This is a genomic window from Paraburkholderia dipogonis (assembly GCF_046027395.1).
Lineage (GTDB): Bacteria > Pseudomonadota > Gammaproteobacteria > Burkholderiales > Burkholderiaceae > Paraburkholderia > Paraburkholderia dipogonis_A.
On the sequence record NZ_JAQQEG010000006.1, the window covers coordinates 73,311 to 88,372 of the forward strand.

Genomic DNA, 15,062 nt, shown 5'->3' on the forward strand with positions numbered 1-15,062 from the left:
CATCACTGTCTTTCAATTCGCTTGCGCGCTCGTCGTCCTTTGATTGGCGGTTTGCCTATATCGCCTGTCGTCGCCCCGTATGTATGCGCACAAGGAGCTCATCATGAAAGACAGTTTGCCCATTTACCGGCTCGAACCCCAAGACACCAGCGTCAAGCGACTGGCGATGCTGGGGCGGCAAATCTTCGGCTTGCGCGATGAGTTCCGGCTCAGCGAAACGCGCGACGGCAAAGTGCTGCGCAACGCCCATCATGTCGTGGAAATCGCCAATGCCAGCGGTGCTGTGTGGGCCGCTGACGAGTCGCAGATGTGGCGACCATCGGTCGACGCGGAACTGCCGGCCGATGCCGACGCGCTGTCGATAGCCAGCGACTTTCTGCATCGTGAAGGTTTGCTGCCTGCTTTGGAGGCGCCGTTTTCCTATGGCAAGCCGGTGCTCGGCGGCACTCATTTCGCGCTACGCAAGGATGGCAAGCGGCAAAACCGGCGTCTCGACGTGCAGGTGGTGTACCCGGTTATGGTGGACAAGATTCCTGTAGTCGGCGGCGGTAGCGATCTGACCGTGACGCTGGGGCACAAAGGCAGCGTGATCGGCTTTAACGGCGGCTGGCGCGCCGTGGTGGCTGGGTTCGACGCAAAAATGATCGCGCCGGACAAAGTGAAGGAACAGTTTCATGGCCTCATGAGCCAGATGAAAATCGAATCGTTCGACATGTCGCTCGCCTATTACGCAGCGCCGTCATTTACCGCGCAGGAATTCCTCTATCCGGTGTATGTGTGCCGCGCCACGGCCGTGTTCGGCAAACAACGCGTGCCGCTTCGGCAGGTCATGCTCGCCGCCACCGACTTCGGGCCACCGCTCACCTTCGGCGAACCGCAAGCGAAACGGCAGAAATCGGCCAAACCCGCCTCGGTGTCGAAAGAAAAAGCCAAGACCGAAGCTGCCGGCAAACCGCGCCGGTCGTTTGCCGCCGCAACCGTGACGCGGCCGTGGGAAGCTGGGACATCGTGGATCGGACAGAGCGGAGGTCTGGCGGGAAGCGAGGCCAACGCGCAGGGATTCGTCGACGAGTGGGCGTCAGCAGGTTGGCACATCGATTTCAACTGGGGCGATGCCAACGCATGGGAATCGGACTGGCGTCGCAACGACGACACCTGGGTGGACAACGCCGACTTCGTGTTCTACACCGGGCACGCCAACATGAACGGCTGGGTGCTGTCCAACCCCGACGACGGATTCCTCGACTTCACCGAAGTCGGCGCCGGACCGCAAACACCGGGCGACCTGTGGGGCCAAAGCGATCTCGAATGGGCGACGATTGCCGCCTGCGGCCCATTGCAGGACGATCTGCTCGCAAGCGGTGGTGGCGATGTGCTGGCCCGCTGGGATGGCGCATTCGATGGCATGCACATCCTGATGGGCTACGGCGCGATCACCTTCGACAACACCGACGAAGGACGCAAACTCGCCCAGTACGCGAAGGGCGGCAGCACCATCATCGATTCGTGGTTCCGCGCGGCCCGCGAAATTCAGCCGGCAACGAACGGCGCCGCCGCGCCCGATGGTCCGAATGTCTGGGTCGGCGCGATGTGGGTGGGCAAGGACGGAGTCGATCCCGTCAACGACCACGCATGGGACTATGGCTCGGTCTCCAATGATCCGACCTCGCCGACGTGGCTCGCCGCGATGTGGACGACCTGCTGAGCATAGCAATCACCCTCGTACTCCAACTGCTGTCGATGTGCGTCAAGCGGCACACGTCTGTGGCGGTTGGAGGCGTCGTCGATGAACCGCTGTCCAACTGCGAACCTGCGCCGTTGAAATGAAAGCGGATCCACCGTGTGCGCCGACACGGTTCCTCTTTGTATCGCAACGTATCTGCCCATCGCGTCGATACCCGCGCATACAAAAACCGCCCTGCCCGACACATGCGGGATACCTCCGCGCGCTCCAATACGTCCACCCTACATCGAATACCGCCCGCCAATGGCTCGTGAAATCATGTTGCCATCGATGGGTAAGCCTGGCTTCATCGCCGATCGGAGACTTTATGTCAGACAACCTTTCTCCCCAATCGCCCTCTCGCCGCCGTTTTGTCAGCGTAGCCGCAGCGGCCGTCGCGGCCGGCTCATTGAGCCAGCTCGCTTTCGCGGAAACGAATCAAGCGATGACTGAAGTTGCCCCGGCGACGAGTGGCAACAAAACCGCTATTCGACGACTCCGCGTGCATGTGCCGGAATCGCAACTCATCGACTTGCGCCGCCGCATCAAGGCGACGAGATGGCCTGATCGGGAGACCGTTACCGATAACTCGCAAGGCGTGCCGCTCGCGATGATTCAGGAACTCGCGCGCCATTGGGCGACCGACTACGATTGGCGCAAGTGCGAAGCGAAGCTCAACTCGTTGCCGAATTTCGTGACCGAGATCGACGGACTGGGCATTCATTTCATTCACGTCCGTTCGAAACATGAAAATGCGATGCCGCTCATCGTCACGCATGGGTGGCCGGGCTCGGTGATCGAGCAGTTCAAGATCATCGATCCGCTGACCAATCCGACCGCGTATGGCGCGAGTGCGTCTGACGCGTTTCATCTGGTCATTCCGTCTTTGCCGGGCTACGGATTTTCAGGCAAGCCGACCACGACCGGCTGGGGCCCGGAGCGCACCGCGCGCGCGTGGGTCGTCCTCATGAAGCGCCTTGGATACGAGAAATTTGCCGCGCAAGGCGGCGATCTGGGCGGCGTTGTCTGCAACGTAATGGGCAAGCAGGCGCCGCCGGAATTGTTAGGCATCCAACTTCCCCGCGACGGTTCCGCCCGAAATCGCCAAGGCGCTCCAAGCCGGCGATCCACCGCCAGCCAGCCTCTCTGCCGACGAAAAGCACGCTTACGAGCAACTGGGTTCCGCGGCCATGAAGCGACGCGCCTACGCATTGGAGATGGGCACACGCCCGCAAACGCTCTCAGGATTGTCGGACTCTCCTGTTGGTCTGGCGAGCTGGCTTCTCGACCACGGTGACGGGTATGAGCAGCCGGCGGCGGCACTGACCTCGGCCGTGTTCGGGCATCCCGTCAACGGGGAATCGGCCGGCGACTTGACGCGCAACGATGTACTCGACGACATCACACTGTACTGGTTGACGAACACGGGAATTTCCGCGGCGCGTTTCTATTGGGAGTCGCACTTCAACTTCCTGGCCGCCGCCGATGTATCCGTCCCCGCTGCGGTAAGCGTCTTTCCGCGCGAGAACTATCAGGCTCCGCGCAGTTGGACAGAGCGGGCGTATCACAACCTGATCTATTACAACAGGCTGGACAAAGGCGGACATTTCGCGGCATGGGAACAGCCGCAACTATTTGCCGAAGAGGTCCGCGCAGGGTTGAGGCCGCTGCGCGCGTAGATGACAAGTTGAAGGACTCGGACGACTAACCGCAACGAGCGACAAAGGTCCGAGTTCGGCGTATGAAGCGGCCGCATCGTGCTACGGCAGTTCACGCAGCAGTCACACGTCGCCTCGCCTGTTCCTCCAGATAAAGCGCGATCTCTTCGCCCAACGCCTTCGCGACCTGTGGACGATGCGCCGTTCGCTTGTAATACGCGTCAACGGAAGGCCACTCGGCGAGATCGACACCACTATGCTGTGCCCAGTTCAGGACGGTGACGAGATAAGCGTCCCCAACCGTGAAATGCTCCATGAGAAACTCGCGCCCGCGCAGATGCGCTTCCAGCACAGCGAGTCGCAGGTTGACTTTCCTACGTGTGTAGGTCTGAACGTCGGCCGGCGCATGCGGATCGAGCAGCGGCACGAATACCGCTTTATGAAGCTCCGTGCTGATAAAACCCAGCCATTCCTGCAATTTCGCGCGTTCCGCCGTTCCCACCGCCGGCGCGAGCCGGGCTGCCGGAAATGCATCGGCGACATACGGCAGGATCGCGCTGTTTTCTCTGAGCAGCCAACCCTCGTCGGTACGCAAGACAGGCACCTGCCCTAACGGGTTGATCGGATAGAAATCGGAGCCGTCACGCAATTGCTTCGACTTCGTATCGACTTCGATGAACTGCGCGTCGGCATTGGCTTCGTAGAGCGCAATACGTGTCGCAAGCGAACAGGCGAGCGGCGAGAAGTAAAGCTCCATGCTGATGTCTCCGGTCGTTGGGATGATTTTTGTACTATAGTGTATAAAAATCAACGCAGCCAGACAATTTTATGCACAACGGTACAAAAAGTGACAAACGTTCGCGCGGACGGCCTCGTGGCTACGATTCCGAGCAGGCGCTGCGCGACGCGCGGGACGCGTTCTGGCATGGCGGCTATTGCGGCACGTCGCTCGACGCGCTGAGCGACGCGACCGGCATGAACCGGCCGAGTTTATACGGCGCATTCGGTGATAAACATGCGCTCTATCTGAACACGCTGGATCAATACATCGAACTCGGGCATCAGGGGATGGAAGCCGCGCTCGCCGGCGATCGCCCATTGGCGGAGGCCTTGCAGGCGGTGTACGACGCCGCGTTCGCCATGTACCTTCCGCCCGGCGAGGCGCCTCGCGGATGTTTCCTGATCGGTACGGCACTCGTGGAATCAAGAAGCGATGCCGAGGTTCGCGACAAGCTGCTCGGCGGCCTGACTATCTACGATCGCGCATTCGAGCGACGGCTCGAACGCGCCAAAGCGGAGGGCGAACTCAGTGCGGCTTCGGATCCGGCCATGCTGGCGAAAATCGCCTCGGCGATCCTTCACAGCATCGCGCTGCGCTCGCGTGCGGGCGACTCGAGCGATTCGTTGCGAGCGACCGCCGAGGCCGGCATCGCGTTGATCTGCGGCACGCGCGACGAGCCGCCAGCCGATCCGCAACCACGCGCGCGACGCAAATCGAAGCCTTAGACTTTTACCGAAAGCCAGAGGCCGTCGATCAAAGATCCAACGTCACACCCGTATCGCCGGCAACCGGATGCGCCATGCAAACCAGCGCCGCGCCGGGTTCGATTTGCGCCTCGACTTCGCCGTCGTACTTGACCTTGCCCGACAACAGACGCGTCGAACACGTCCCGCACATACCCGACCTGCAACTCGACGGCGCGTCGATGCCATGCGCTTCGGCAAGCTCGAGCAAGCTGCCGTCGCGCGGCAGCCATTGGATCGTGCGCTCCGAGCGCGCGAAGGTCACTGGCACAGCGCCGGTGTCTTGCGCCGAAGTCTCAACCGGCTTCGTCCCGGCGTTTGCGACAACCGCCCGCTTGATGCTCGCCGGACCAAAAGCCTCGAAACGAATCCGCTCATCCGCGACATTCAATCCGCGCAAGCCTTCATACAGATCACGCATGAACTGCTCGGGGCCGCACAGATAGAAGTCATAGTCATCGAACGGAAGCACGCGCTTTAACGCGTCGATACTCACGCGCCCGGCCGACACGCCTTCGGCCAACCGATTGGCGGCGCTATCGAAAAGATGCAGGGAAAGCGCCGAATTGCGCGCGGCAAGCTCTTTCAATTGCGCACTGAACGGACGTTCGCGATCGCTACGCGCGCCGTGAAAGAAGAACAGCCGCTTCGCTTGCGTACCCTCACTGCGCGATGCTGCCAGCGCATGCCGAAGCATCGCCATCATCGGCGTGATGCCGATGCCCGCCGAGATAAAGACGGCGGTCCGCGGGCTGTCTTCATCGAAGATGAACGCACCGCGCGGCTTCATCGCTTCGATCTGCGCTCCCGCAACGAGGTGCTCATGCAGCCATTTCGAAGCCACGCCTTCGCGCTTCACACTGATTCGATAGCGCCGCGGATCGTGCGCATCGGAAAGCGTGTAGGTACGTGATAAAGGCGTGACGGAGCCCGACACCGGCACGCGAATCGGCAGAAACTGCCCCGGCCTGTACGGTGGCAACGGCGCACCGTCGACCGATTCGAAGTAAAAGGAGCGAACCGACGCTGTCTCATCGACCACGGCCGCAACCTTCAGCTTGTGCCAGGGCGACGCAGCCACCGGCTCACGCACCGCCGCCGCAAACTGCGGCGCATACTCGACGTCGGACCAACGAAACGGCAACGCGCTCCGGCTGCGCCGCACTTCCTGCACATGAAACCGCACGAGCCGTTGCGCCCCTTCGAACGCAGCCAGTTCCGCGCCGTCCCATACGATCTCCGCGCGCGCCGCGATATGGAGCAGATCGCCGCTCGCAAAGTCGATGAACAGCAGTCCGGCGCGCGGATCGTGGATCAGGTTGCCGATCGTGTTGAAGAAGTTGTTGCCGACAAAGTCGGGCGTCGTCAGCGTGTGCTCATCGTCGACACGCACGAAGCCGGGCGCACCGCCGCGATGCGAAACGTCAGCGCCGCGGGCAAGATCCGCATCTTCAGCAAGATTCGCGCTCGCGATGAAAAACGTATCCGCCCTGGCCAACAACGCGCGGTCGTCATCGCTGAGTTGCGTCGATATTTTCGGCGGCATGGAAGGTTCAGACGGACTCTGCTCCACCCAGGTGGGCGTACGGCTCTGGATGTACTTGTTGCAGTTGCCGAAGCTCTGGCGAACCTCGAGCGTCAACGCCGCCCCGTCCACCGACCTCACGACGCCGTTGATCCGGTTGCGCCTGCGGGTCTGCGGCTGCAGCCCAAGGCCGCCGATCATCGCGCCCTCCTGCCAGCTATCCGCGAGCGGGTCGCCGGCCAACGCACCGCCCTCGATGCGCAGCGTTTTCGCATCCGGCGACGACACGAAGCCCGGCATGCCGGCGCGCACCGTCGCCCACGGCTGCCCGTGCCCATCGACGCCGCCGAACACCATGAACGGCTGCTCGCTGAAAAACTTGCGATGCTGATCCGGCATGTAGCGGCGAATCCCCCTGCGTCCCGACGCTTCCGCCACGGTTCTCACCCCCGCGCGCTGCTGGGCGGCGAGTTCGGCCGCATGAAACGGCGAGGCATCGACGCCCCAGCCATTCAGTGGGATAGAGGTGGACATGACCGGACTCCGGTGTCGTGAAGGATCAACCGCTCATTCGGCGAGCAGCCCCGCTTTTGTCGACGGCATCGCGGCGAATCGCGGCAATGCCTCGACGCGGCGCAGCCACGCACGAATGTTCGGATACGGGTCGAGCGACACGCCGCCTTCCGGCGCGTGCGCAATGTAGGTGTGGGCGGCGATGTCGGCAATCGTCACCTGATTGCCCGCCGCGAACGGCTTGCCCGCCAGTTCGCGGTCGAGCACGTCGAACAGCTTCACGGCCAGCTTCTTCGCGGTCTCGTGATCGTGCGGCGCACCAAACACGGTGACGAGCCGCGCCGTGCACGGCCCATAGGCGATCTGGCCGGCCGCGAGCGACAGCCAGCGCTGCACCGCGGCCGCGCCGAGCGGGTCTTCCGGCAGCCACGAGGCGTCGCCGTAACGCTTCGCCAGATACACGAGAATGGCGTTCGAATCGAACAGCGTGGTGTCGCCGTCCTGAATCGTCGGCACCTGGCCGAACGGATTGAGCGCCAGATATTCCGGCTTGCGGTTGTCGCCGGCCTTCATGTCCAGTTCGACCACTTCGAACGGCAGATCGAGCAGGGTCAGAAAGAGCTTCACCCGATGGCCGTGGCCGGAAAGCAGGGTCGTATAGAGGCGGATCGGCTGGGCAGGTCGGGCAACGGGCATGACAGTTTCCGGAAAGCGTGAGGGAATGGATCGAGCATAATGCGCACGAGCCACCTTGCAGAAGCCTGATAATCCGGAAAACACAATCAATCGAAGATGGACAATCCACCATGGCCGACGTACGCGACGTAAACCTGAACCGGCTGGCGATCTTCGTCGCGGTCGTCGAGGCGGGCTCGCTGACCGCCGCGGCAGCGCGTCTGGGCCTCGCCAAGACGATGGTCAGCACGCATATGCAGCGGCTCGAGGCCGAGGTGGGCGCGAGCCTGCTGGTGCGCACGACGCGGCGGCTCGGTTTGACCGAAGCGGGCCGCGCATTCTACGACGCCAGCGTGAAGATCCTGCGCGCCACGGAAGACGCGCTGTCGGCGATCGGCGGCGAAACGGCGTCCGTGCGCGGCATGTTGCGCGTGAGTTCGCCAATCGATTACGGTTCGCTTGCCGTCGCGCCGGTGCTCGTCGAACTGCGCCGCACGCATCCGCAACTCAATGTCGAGTTGCTGTGCACCGATCGATATGTGGATCTCATCGCGGACGGTATCGACGTCGCGATTCGCCTCGGCCGGCTTGCCGATTCCAATTACCGCGCGGTGAAACTCGGCAGCTTCGTCAAGTGGGTCGTGGCGAGTCCGGATTTCGTCGAGATCTGGGGGCAACCGCAGACGCCCGCCGAATTGTCGGCGATGCCCTTCTGCGCGTTGACGGTCTTGCCGCGTCCGCTGACGCTCGACCTGCAGCGCAACGGTGGCAAAGGCGATGGCGACGCCGAGACCGTGCGCTGTGAAAACGCGTTGCTGGTAAACACCGCCGACGCTTGCCGTGCGGCGACGCTCGCCGGCGGCGGCTTCGGTCTGTTGACGGACTTCTCGATCGGCGGCGACATCGCAGCCGGGCGGTTGATTCGCCTGCTGCCGGAATGGGCGACCGAGCCCGCGAGTATTCAGGCTATCTTTCCGCCCACCAGCCATCCTCCGCCCAAAGTGCGGGCGTTGATCGACACGTTCAAGAAGCAGTTGGAGCGCGCATCGTGATGGCGCGACGATGTTCCGTGACCCGGGACACCGTCCACGCCCGCAAACCGTCGCCGCGCGTCAGAACGAATGCCGCATGCCGATCCGCACGTCGGTCTGGGTGTTCGATGTGGACGGCGTAAAGCTGTAGCCGATCACCGCGTTCACGCCATCCGATGCGCGCAGATAGTCGCCGGAGATATAGACGTCCGTGCGCTTGGACAACAGGTAATGCAGCCCGAGCGAGCCCTGGTTCCAGTGATTGCCTTCGAAACGCGTGTGCTGATAGCCGCCGTACAGCATCAACGCGGGCGTGAAGGTGTACGAGGCGCCCGCCTCATAGACCTGCATATGCGAGGTTTCGCCGAGCCCCTTGATGGTCGTGTAGGTGAAGTCGCCGCTCAGCATGACGCTGCCGATTGTGTAGGCCGCGCCGACTGCAAACGCCCCCTGCTTGTCGACCGGAAACGACGACGAGCTATACAGATCCGTCACCGCGCCGGTCGCCGGATCGACGGACACGGTCGGCTTGCCGAGGAACGTGCGCGTGCCGATCATCGCGTACGGGTCGAATGCATAGATGCCGTTCGGATTGTTCAACTGCGTATAAGCCGCGCCCATGTTGAACGCACTGTGCTCGTAACGCGCGCCCACGCTCCATGCGCTCTTGTTGTGGAAGTCGCCGGCGGTGTTGCCGAACGAATACATGCCGCCGAACGAGAAGCCCGCATAGTCGTTGGAGAGAAACTTGACCGAATTCGGCAGCCGGTCGCCGTTCATCCGGTCGAAGTCGCCCTGATGGATTGCGTAGCCGCTCGCCCAGGCCGAGATGTTATAGAGGTAGACAAACTCCTCGGTCATGTCGAGCTGGTTGCCCAGCGAGAGCGTTCCCCAATTGTTCTTCAAGCCGACATAAGCCTGGCGTCCGAACTCGGCGCCGCCGAATGCATACTGCCCGTTGCCCAAGTGAAAACCCGATTCGAGTACGAACACGGCCTGCAAGCCACCGCCGAGATCCTCGACGCCCTTGAAGCCGATCCGGTTGCCGTACGAAATACCGTCATCGAATTTGAACTGGTGAGCGCCGCCGGCATTGTTCACGTAGGTAATGCCGGCATCCAGAATGCCGTACAGGGTGACGCTGCTTTGCGCATGCGCAGCCGTCGGCGCGCATACAGCGCTTGCCGCGATAGCGAGTCCCGAAAGGCTGACGGCATTTCTCTTCTTCATCTAATTCTCCCCTGCTCTTTGCCTGCGTATTTCGTTGGATAAAGCGATCCCTGCTGCGCGCTGTTGACCAGCGCGCGGCACTTCTCGCATGACGGGCAGTTCGAAACCGGCTGAGACCGAGTGAAACGGATTGAAGCTATCTACGATGCATGCAATGACCAATCATGTCCGCATCGCCGGATCAAGAATACGGGTCCAGATTGACGAGGATTCGACCGGATGCGACATAAATCTGTCGCCCTGCGACCTTATCGTTAGGAATGCGGCTGTTATTTCACGCCGAGTGCAGTTTGCACGGCTTGCAGGCCATTGGCGCCGCTGGTTGTGTTCACGCCGTCGAGCCACGACTTCAACAATTCGGGGTGACGCTTGAGCGCTTCTGTCGCCGCTGCGTCCACGCCTGTTTTCTTTTCCAGTACTTCGGTGATCACGCCGTTTTCCAGATCGACGTTGAAGGTGAGTTGCTTGAACAGACGGCCGATATTCGGACACTGCGCGGCATAGCCGCTGCGCGCAACCGTATTGACCGTGGCGCCGCCGTAGTTGGGCCCGAAATACTTGTCACCGTCGTCGAGGTACGCGAGCTTGAACTTCGTGTTCATCAAATGCGGCTCCCATGCAAGAAAGACGATCCACTTCTTCTCGCGCACCGCGCGCTCCACTTGCGTGAGCATGCCGGTTTCACTCGATTCGACGAGCTTCCAGTTGCCGAGCCCGAACGCCTTGTCGTCGACCATCTTCTTGATGTTCTGATTGGCCGGCGCGCCAGGTTCGATGCCATAAATCTTGCTGTCGAACTTGTCGGCATTCTTCGCCAGATCCGCGAAAGAATGGATGCCGGCGGCGGCCACATAGTCCGGCACGGCCAGCGTGAACTTGGCGTTGCTCAGATTCGGATGCACGACTTCGATCGACTTCTCTTCCTCGAACGGTTTGACGACCGGCGCCTGCGCCGGCATCCAGTTGCCGAGAAACACGTCGATCTGCCCTTTCTTCAAGCCTTGATACGTGATCGGCACCGACAGGTTCGCCACATTCTGCTTGTAGCCGAGCGCCTTCAACAGCACGCCGGTCATTGCATTGGTGGCGTCGATGTCGGTCCATCCCGGCCCCGCCATGTTGACCTGCGTGCACGATTGCGGCTCGGCGGCCGACGCGAAGGTGGCTGCCGCGCACAGCAGCGCAACGCCGGTTACCGCCTGTTTGAAGAGTTTTTTCATTATGTCGGCTTCCTGTCGTGGGGTGGATGGGGACGTTAGCAGCGTAAGGATCAGCGGGCGACGGCGGGAAAACGCGCCATCGCTTCGAGCGTATCGAGATCGATGTGATTGCGCATAAAGCGCTGGCTCGCATCGACGAGCGGCTGCCAGTCCCATGACGCAACCGTGCCTTGCGTCGTGGAAGCGAAATGAAAATGGCGGCGCCGCTGGCTTTGCAGCACTTCGTTGTGCAGCGCCGCGAGGTCCCAGCGGTGCGCGATTTCATCACGAAATGCCGCGACCTGTGATGCACATTCGCTGCGCGCGGCAAGATTCTCGCGCTCGAGCGGATCGGCTGTGACGTCGTAGAGTTGATCGGGATCGGCCGGCGTATGAATGAACTTGAAGCGCCCGCGCCGCAACATCACAATCGGCGCAATCGCGCCCTCGGCCAGATACTCGCCGATGGCTTCGTCATGGCCACCTTGGGTCCCCAGCAAATGCGGCACGAGACTTTGTCCATCGAGCGAATCGGGCCACGCCGCCGGTTGTTCGCCGCGCGCCAGTTCGACCAGTGTCGGCACCAGATCGAGATGCGAGACGGATGCCCGCACGCGATGCGCGTCGAATTGCTGCGGCGCGTGCACGATCAGCGGAACGCGGCAACCGCCTTCGAAGAAGGTCATCTTGTACCAGAGGCCGCGCTCGCCGAGCATCTCGCCATGATCGGATGTCACGACGATCACGGTGTCTTTTGCGAGCCCCGCTTGTTCGAGCGCTTCGAGGATCGCGCCAAACTGGTCGTCGACGTAAGAGATCGCGCCGTAGTAGGCGCGGCGCGCATTGCGGATCTGCTGGTCGGTGGGCGGCGTGCGGTCGGTTTCGCAGACATGGCGCAAGCGCTTCGAGTGCGGGTCGGCGTCTTCGAACGAATCGCGAAACGCGGGCATGTCGATGTCTTCGTCGCGATAGATGTCCCAGTACTTTTGCGGAATCGCGTACGGGTCGTGCGGATGGGTCAGCGAGGCGACAATGCAGAACGGCCGGGCATCTTTGCCCGCATGACGTTCGCGCGCGATGTCGAAGAGCTTCTGACGGGTGGTGAACGTGACTTCGTCGTCGAAGTCGAGTTGATTGGTACGCACGCACGGGCCCGCGTCGATCACGGAACTCATGTTGTGATACCAAGTGGGACGCGCTTCGAAGTTGTCCCAGTCGGGGGTCCAGCCGAAGTCGGCGGGATAGATGTCGGTGGTGAGCCGTTCCTCGAACCCGTGCAACTGATCAGCGCCGCAGAAATGCATCTTGCCGGACAGAATGGTGCGATACCCTTCGGCGCGAAGATAATGCGCGAACGTGAGTGTTTGCGATGGAAATTCGGCTGCATTGTCATAGGCGCCGATTGCGGAAGGCAGCTTGCCCGACAAAAAGGAAAACCGCGAAGGCGCGCACAGTGGACTCGCGCAATAAGCCGATTCGAACACCACGCCCTGTTTGGCCAGGCGATCGAGATTGGGTGTTTTCGTCAGACGGTGTCCGTACGCGGCCAGCGCGAACGGCGTCATTTGGTCGGCCATCAGAATGAGAATATTCTTTTTGGTGTCAAGCATTGGTGCGTGCCTCGAATAGAATCACAAGTGTCGGTGCAAATGCCGTGATGGATGCAACTGCGACCGGGCCGCCAGCGTGCCGGCCCCGCCATGTGCACCACTATTGCCGTTCAATTCGCCGCTGTGAAGACGGCAAATCGTTATGTGCCTATAAGAGGGTGTTATGTCGATACAGGATCGCTTGCCGCCGATGCAGGCGTTGACGGTGTTCGAATCCGCCGCGCGGCTGGCCAGCTTCACGGCGGCCGCGCGCGAGCTCGGTTCGACGCAGCCCGCGGTGAGTCAACGCGTCGTGCAACTCGAGGAAGCGCTGGGCGCGCCGCTGTTCGAGCGTGGCCATCGCGGCGTCACGCTCACGGCAGACGGCGAGCGGCTCTTCGAAGCGGTGCGCCACGCGTTGGACACGATTCGCCTCGCCACCGCCGAAATCCGCGCGCGGCACACGCGGCAAACACTCACGCTCTCCACCGACTTCGGCTTTGCCACCTATTGGCTGATGCCGCGTCTATCGCAGTTCAAGGCGCTGATGCCGGACGTCGACGTGAAGATCATCACGTCGCAGAACGTGTTCGATCCTTTGCACGATAAGGCGGATATCGCCATTGCGTTCGGCGATGAACACGCGGACTGGACCTCGCGCGGCGTGGTCAAGCTGTTTCCCGAGCGCGTCACGCCGGTGTGCAGCCCGGCCTTTCTCGCGGCGCACCCTTTATTGCGCACGCCGTCCGAACTGCTGAACCTGCCGCTGCTGCATCTCGAGCCGATCCAGCCGGCGCGCTGGCTGTCGTGGGCCGACTGGTTCGCCGCCCACGAACTGGATGCGCCCGCCGCGCATCGCGGCATCACGTTCAACAGTTTTACGCTCGTGGCCCATGCGGCGATCATGGGTCAGGGTGTCGCGCTGGGCTGGGCGCCGCTGGTCGGCGAACTGCTTGCCACCGGACAACTGGTCGAACTGTTCGACCCGCCGGTCATCACCGAGCGTGGCTATCTGCTCGTCACGCAGCGCGCGGCGACACCCGTGGTCGGCGCCTTTCGCCATTGGCTGCTCGGCGAATGCGGGCTCGACGGCGAATGAGCGCCTGCACGCCAGCCTGACGCTCCCGTTCCAGCGCGACGGCGGTTAGCTTCTATCCGCGCGCCCGCCTGATTTGCTCTACTGCGAAGATGCATGCCGCGCCCCGCGGCATCGTCCTATCGTCCAAGTGGAGTGCGCATGTCCGCCGATTCCCGTCCCGATCAGCTGGTTCTCACCGTCGCCTGTCCGAGCGCGGCGGGCCAGGTTGCCGCCGTCGTCGGCTTTCTCGACCGGCATCATTGCTATATCGATGAACTGACCGTTTTCGACGACGACCTCAGCGAGCGCTTCTTCGTGCGCTGCGTGTTTCATGGCGTCGACAGTAACGAAACGCTGCACGCCGCGGCGCTCAGGCGCGAATTCGAGCCGATCGCCAAGCGTTTCCGCATGACGTGGGCGATGCACGACGTCGGCACTCGGCCGAAGGTTCTGATCATGGTGTCGAAACTCGAACACTGTCTCGCCGACCTGCTGTTCCGCTGGCGCATGGGCGAGCTGAAAATGGACATTGTCGGCATCGGCTCGAATCATCGCGATCTCGAACCGCTGGCGCAGCAGCACGGACTACCCTTCCACCATCTGCCGATCACCGCGGACACGAAGCCGCAACAGGAAGCACGCCTGCTCGATCTGTTCGAGACGTCAGGTGCCGAGTTGATGATTCTCGCGCGCTATATGCAGATTCTGTCCGGCGAAACGAGCCGTGCGCTCGCGGCGCGCGCGATCAATATCCACCATTCGTTTCTGCCTGGATTCAAGGGCGCCAGGCCGTATCACCAGGCGCATACACGCGGCGTCAAACTGATCGGCGCGACCGCGCACTTCGTCACCGACGATCTCGACGAAGGTCCGATCATCGAACAAGTGGTGGAGCGCGTCGATCATTCGTATAGCCCGGAGCGCTTGCTTGCTACGGGGCGCGACGTCGAATGCATTACGCTCGCGCGGGCGGTCAAGGCGTTTATCGAGCGAAGGGTGTTTATCAACGGGGATCGGACCGTTGTGCTGCAATAAACGAGAACGCCGCTGAAAAGCGGCGCCCATTCCTCTCAAGAATAATCCGAATTTATCGCACAAAACAATTCCGCATTTAAATCTATGCAGCGATAAATGTGCGGTAAAAATACTAACTACTTCGCACAGGTTCGGTCGTGCGATATAGTTTGCATTCCGTATTTGATAAGAGGATCGAACCGCCCCGCCGACCTGCTTCAACGGGCACTGCTCTGGCCCAACCCACCACCCGGCAAGTATCTTCCATGTTGATCACCACCCCGCCTTTCTCCAATTGGCGTT

At 61.8% G+C, this 15,062-nt stretch carries 11 protein-coding genes and 1 pseudogene; 6 read left to right on the plus strand and 6 right to left on the minus strand.

Going from position 1 to position 15,062, the window contains the following annotated elements:
* The first annotated feature begins 103 nt into the window (after positions 1-103).
* Both PQR32_RS08105 and PQR32_RS08110 read left to right on the plus strand, forming a co-directional pair.
* Entirely contained in the window at positions 104-1,705 is a 1,602-nt protein-coding gene (locus PQR32_RS08105; protein ID WP_408224197.1) for a DUF6345 domain-containing protein, read from the plus strand.
* Between the two features lie 346 nt (positions 1,706-2,051).
* Positions 2,052-3,402: pseudogene (locus PQR32_RS08110) on the plus strand (epoxide hydrolase family protein).
* Between the two features lie 91 nt (positions 3,403-3,493).
* Here PQR32_RS08110 and PQR32_RS08115 read toward each other — a convergent pair.
* A complete protein-coding gene (locus tag PQR32_RS08115; protein ID WP_408224200.1) occupies positions 3,494-4,138 on the minus strand; it encodes a glutathione binding-like protein in 645 nt (214 codons plus the stop codon).
* 71 nt (positions 4,139-4,209) lie between these two features.
* Here PQR32_RS08115 and PQR32_RS08120 point away from each other — a divergent pair, with 71 nt between their 5' ends.
* A complete protein-coding gene (locus PQR32_RS08120; protein WP_408224203.1) occupies positions 4,210-4,887 on the plus strand; it encodes a TetR/AcrR family transcriptional regulator in 678 nt (225 codons plus the stop codon).
* A gap of 28 nt (positions 4,888-4,915) precedes the next feature.
* Here the strand turns inward: PQR32_RS08120 and PQR32_RS08125 are convergent, their stop codons facing one another.
* Together PQR32_RS08125 and PQR32_RS08130 are read right to left on the minus strand one after the other, a co-directional pair.
* Positions 4,916-6,964, minus strand: a complete 2,049-nt coding sequence (locus PQR32_RS08125) for a pyridoxamine 5'-phosphate oxidase family protein (protein WP_408224206.1) — start codon at positions 6,962-6,964, stop codon at positions 4,916-4,918.
* 33 nt (positions 6,965-6,997) lie between these two features.
* Positions 6,998-7,639: a glutathione S-transferase family protein gene (locus PQR32_RS08130; protein WP_408224209.1), complete on the minus strand. Its 642-nt coding sequence runs from the start codon at positions 7,637-7,639 to the stop codon at positions 6,998-7,000.
* 110 nt (positions 7,640-7,749) lie between these two features.
* Here PQR32_RS08130 and PQR32_RS08135 point away from each other — a divergent pair, with 110 nt between their 5' ends.
* On the plus strand, positions 7,750-8,670 hold the full coding sequence (locus tag PQR32_RS08135; RefSeq protein WP_408224212.1) for a LysR family transcriptional regulator: 921 nt from the start codon (positions 7,750-7,752) through the stop codon (positions 8,668-8,670).
* 60 nt (positions 8,671-8,730) lie between these two features.
* On the opposite strand, the gene PQR32_RS08140 is transcribed toward PQR32_RS08135, so the two are convergent.
* The 3 genes from PQR32_RS08140 to betC form a co-directional block, all read right to left on the minus strand.
* The gene (locus tag PQR32_RS08140; protein WP_408224215.1) at positions 8,731-9,879 is read right to left on the minus strand and encodes a porin; all 1,149 of its coding nucleotides are present in this window, start codon (positions 9,877-9,879) and stop codon (positions 8,731-8,733) included.
* 269 nt (positions 9,880-10,148) lie between these two features.
* Complete coding sequence (locus PQR32_RS08145) at positions 10,149-11,099, minus strand: choline ABC transporter substrate-binding protein (protein WP_408224218.1); 951 nt, start codon at positions 11,097-11,099, stop codon at positions 10,149-10,151.
* 50 nt (positions 11,100-11,149) lie between these two features.
* The gene (gene betC, locus PQR32_RS08150; RefSeq protein WP_408224221.1) at positions 11,150-12,688 is read right to left on the minus strand and encodes a choline-sulfatase; all 1,539 of its coding nucleotides are present in this window, start codon (positions 12,686-12,688) and stop codon (positions 11,150-11,152) included.
* A 163-nt stretch (positions 12,689-12,851) separates the two neighbouring features.
* On the opposite strand from betC, the gene PQR32_RS08155 reads away from it, so the two are divergent.
* Both PQR32_RS08155 and purU read left to right on the plus strand, forming a co-directional pair.
* A complete protein-coding gene (locus PQR32_RS08155; RefSeq protein WP_408224224.1) occupies positions 12,852-13,766 on the plus strand; it encodes a choline sulfate utilization transcriptional regulator in 915 nt (304 codons plus the stop codon).
* A gap of 138 nt (positions 13,767-13,904) precedes the next feature.
* Positions 13,905-14,780, plus strand: a complete 876-nt coding sequence (gene purU, locus PQR32_RS08160; RefSeq protein WP_408224227.1) for a formyltetrahydrofolate deformylase — start codon at positions 13,905-13,907, stop codon at positions 14,778-14,780.
* The last annotated feature ends 282 nt before the right edge of the window (positions 14,781-15,062 follow it).

Bases quoted from the DNA above. Each gene is read 5' to 3' on its own strand.
- PQR32_RS08155 (WP_408224224.1), top strand. From the start codon at position 12,852: ATGTCGATACAGGATCGCTTGCCGCCGATGCAGGCGTTGACGGTGTTC.
- PQR32_RS08125 (WP_408224206.1), bottom strand. From the start codon at position 6,964: ATGTCCACCTCTATCCCACTGAATGGCTGGGGCGTCGATGCCTCGCCG.
- purU (WP_408224227.1), top strand. From the start codon at position 13,905: ATGTCCGCCGATTCCCGTCCCGATCAGCTGGTTCTCACCGTCGCCTGT.
- PQR32_RS08120 (WP_408224203.1), top strand. From the start codon at position 4,210: ATGCACAACGGTACAAAAAGTGACAAACGTTCGCGCGGACGGCCTCGT.
- PQR32_RS08135 (WP_408224212.1), top strand. From the start codon at position 7,750: ATGGCCGACGTACGCGACGTAAACCTGAACCGGCTGGCGATCTTCGTC.
- PQR32_RS08145 (WP_408224218.1), bottom strand. From the start codon at position 11,099: ATGAAAAAACTCTTCAAACAGGCGGTAACCGGCGTTGCGCTGCTGTGC.
- PQR32_RS08115 (WP_408224200.1), bottom strand. From the start codon at position 4,138: ATGGAGCTTTACTTCTCGCCGCTCGCCTGTTCGCTTGCGACACGTATT.
- PQR32_RS08130 (WP_408224209.1), bottom strand. From the start codon at position 7,639: ATGCCCGTTGCCCGACCTGCCCAGCCGATCCGCCTCTATACGACCCTG.
- betC (WP_408224221.1), bottom strand. From the start codon at position 12,688: ATGCTTGACACCAAAAAGAATATTCTCATTCTGATGGCCGACCAAATG.
- PQR32_RS08105 (WP_408224197.1), top strand. From the start codon at position 104: ATGAAAGACAGTTTGCCCATTTACCGGCTCGAACCCCAAGACACCAGC.
- PQR32_RS08140 (WP_408224215.1), bottom strand. From the start codon at position 9,879: ATGAAGAAGAGAAATGCCGTCAGCCTTTCGGGACTCGCTATCGCGGCA.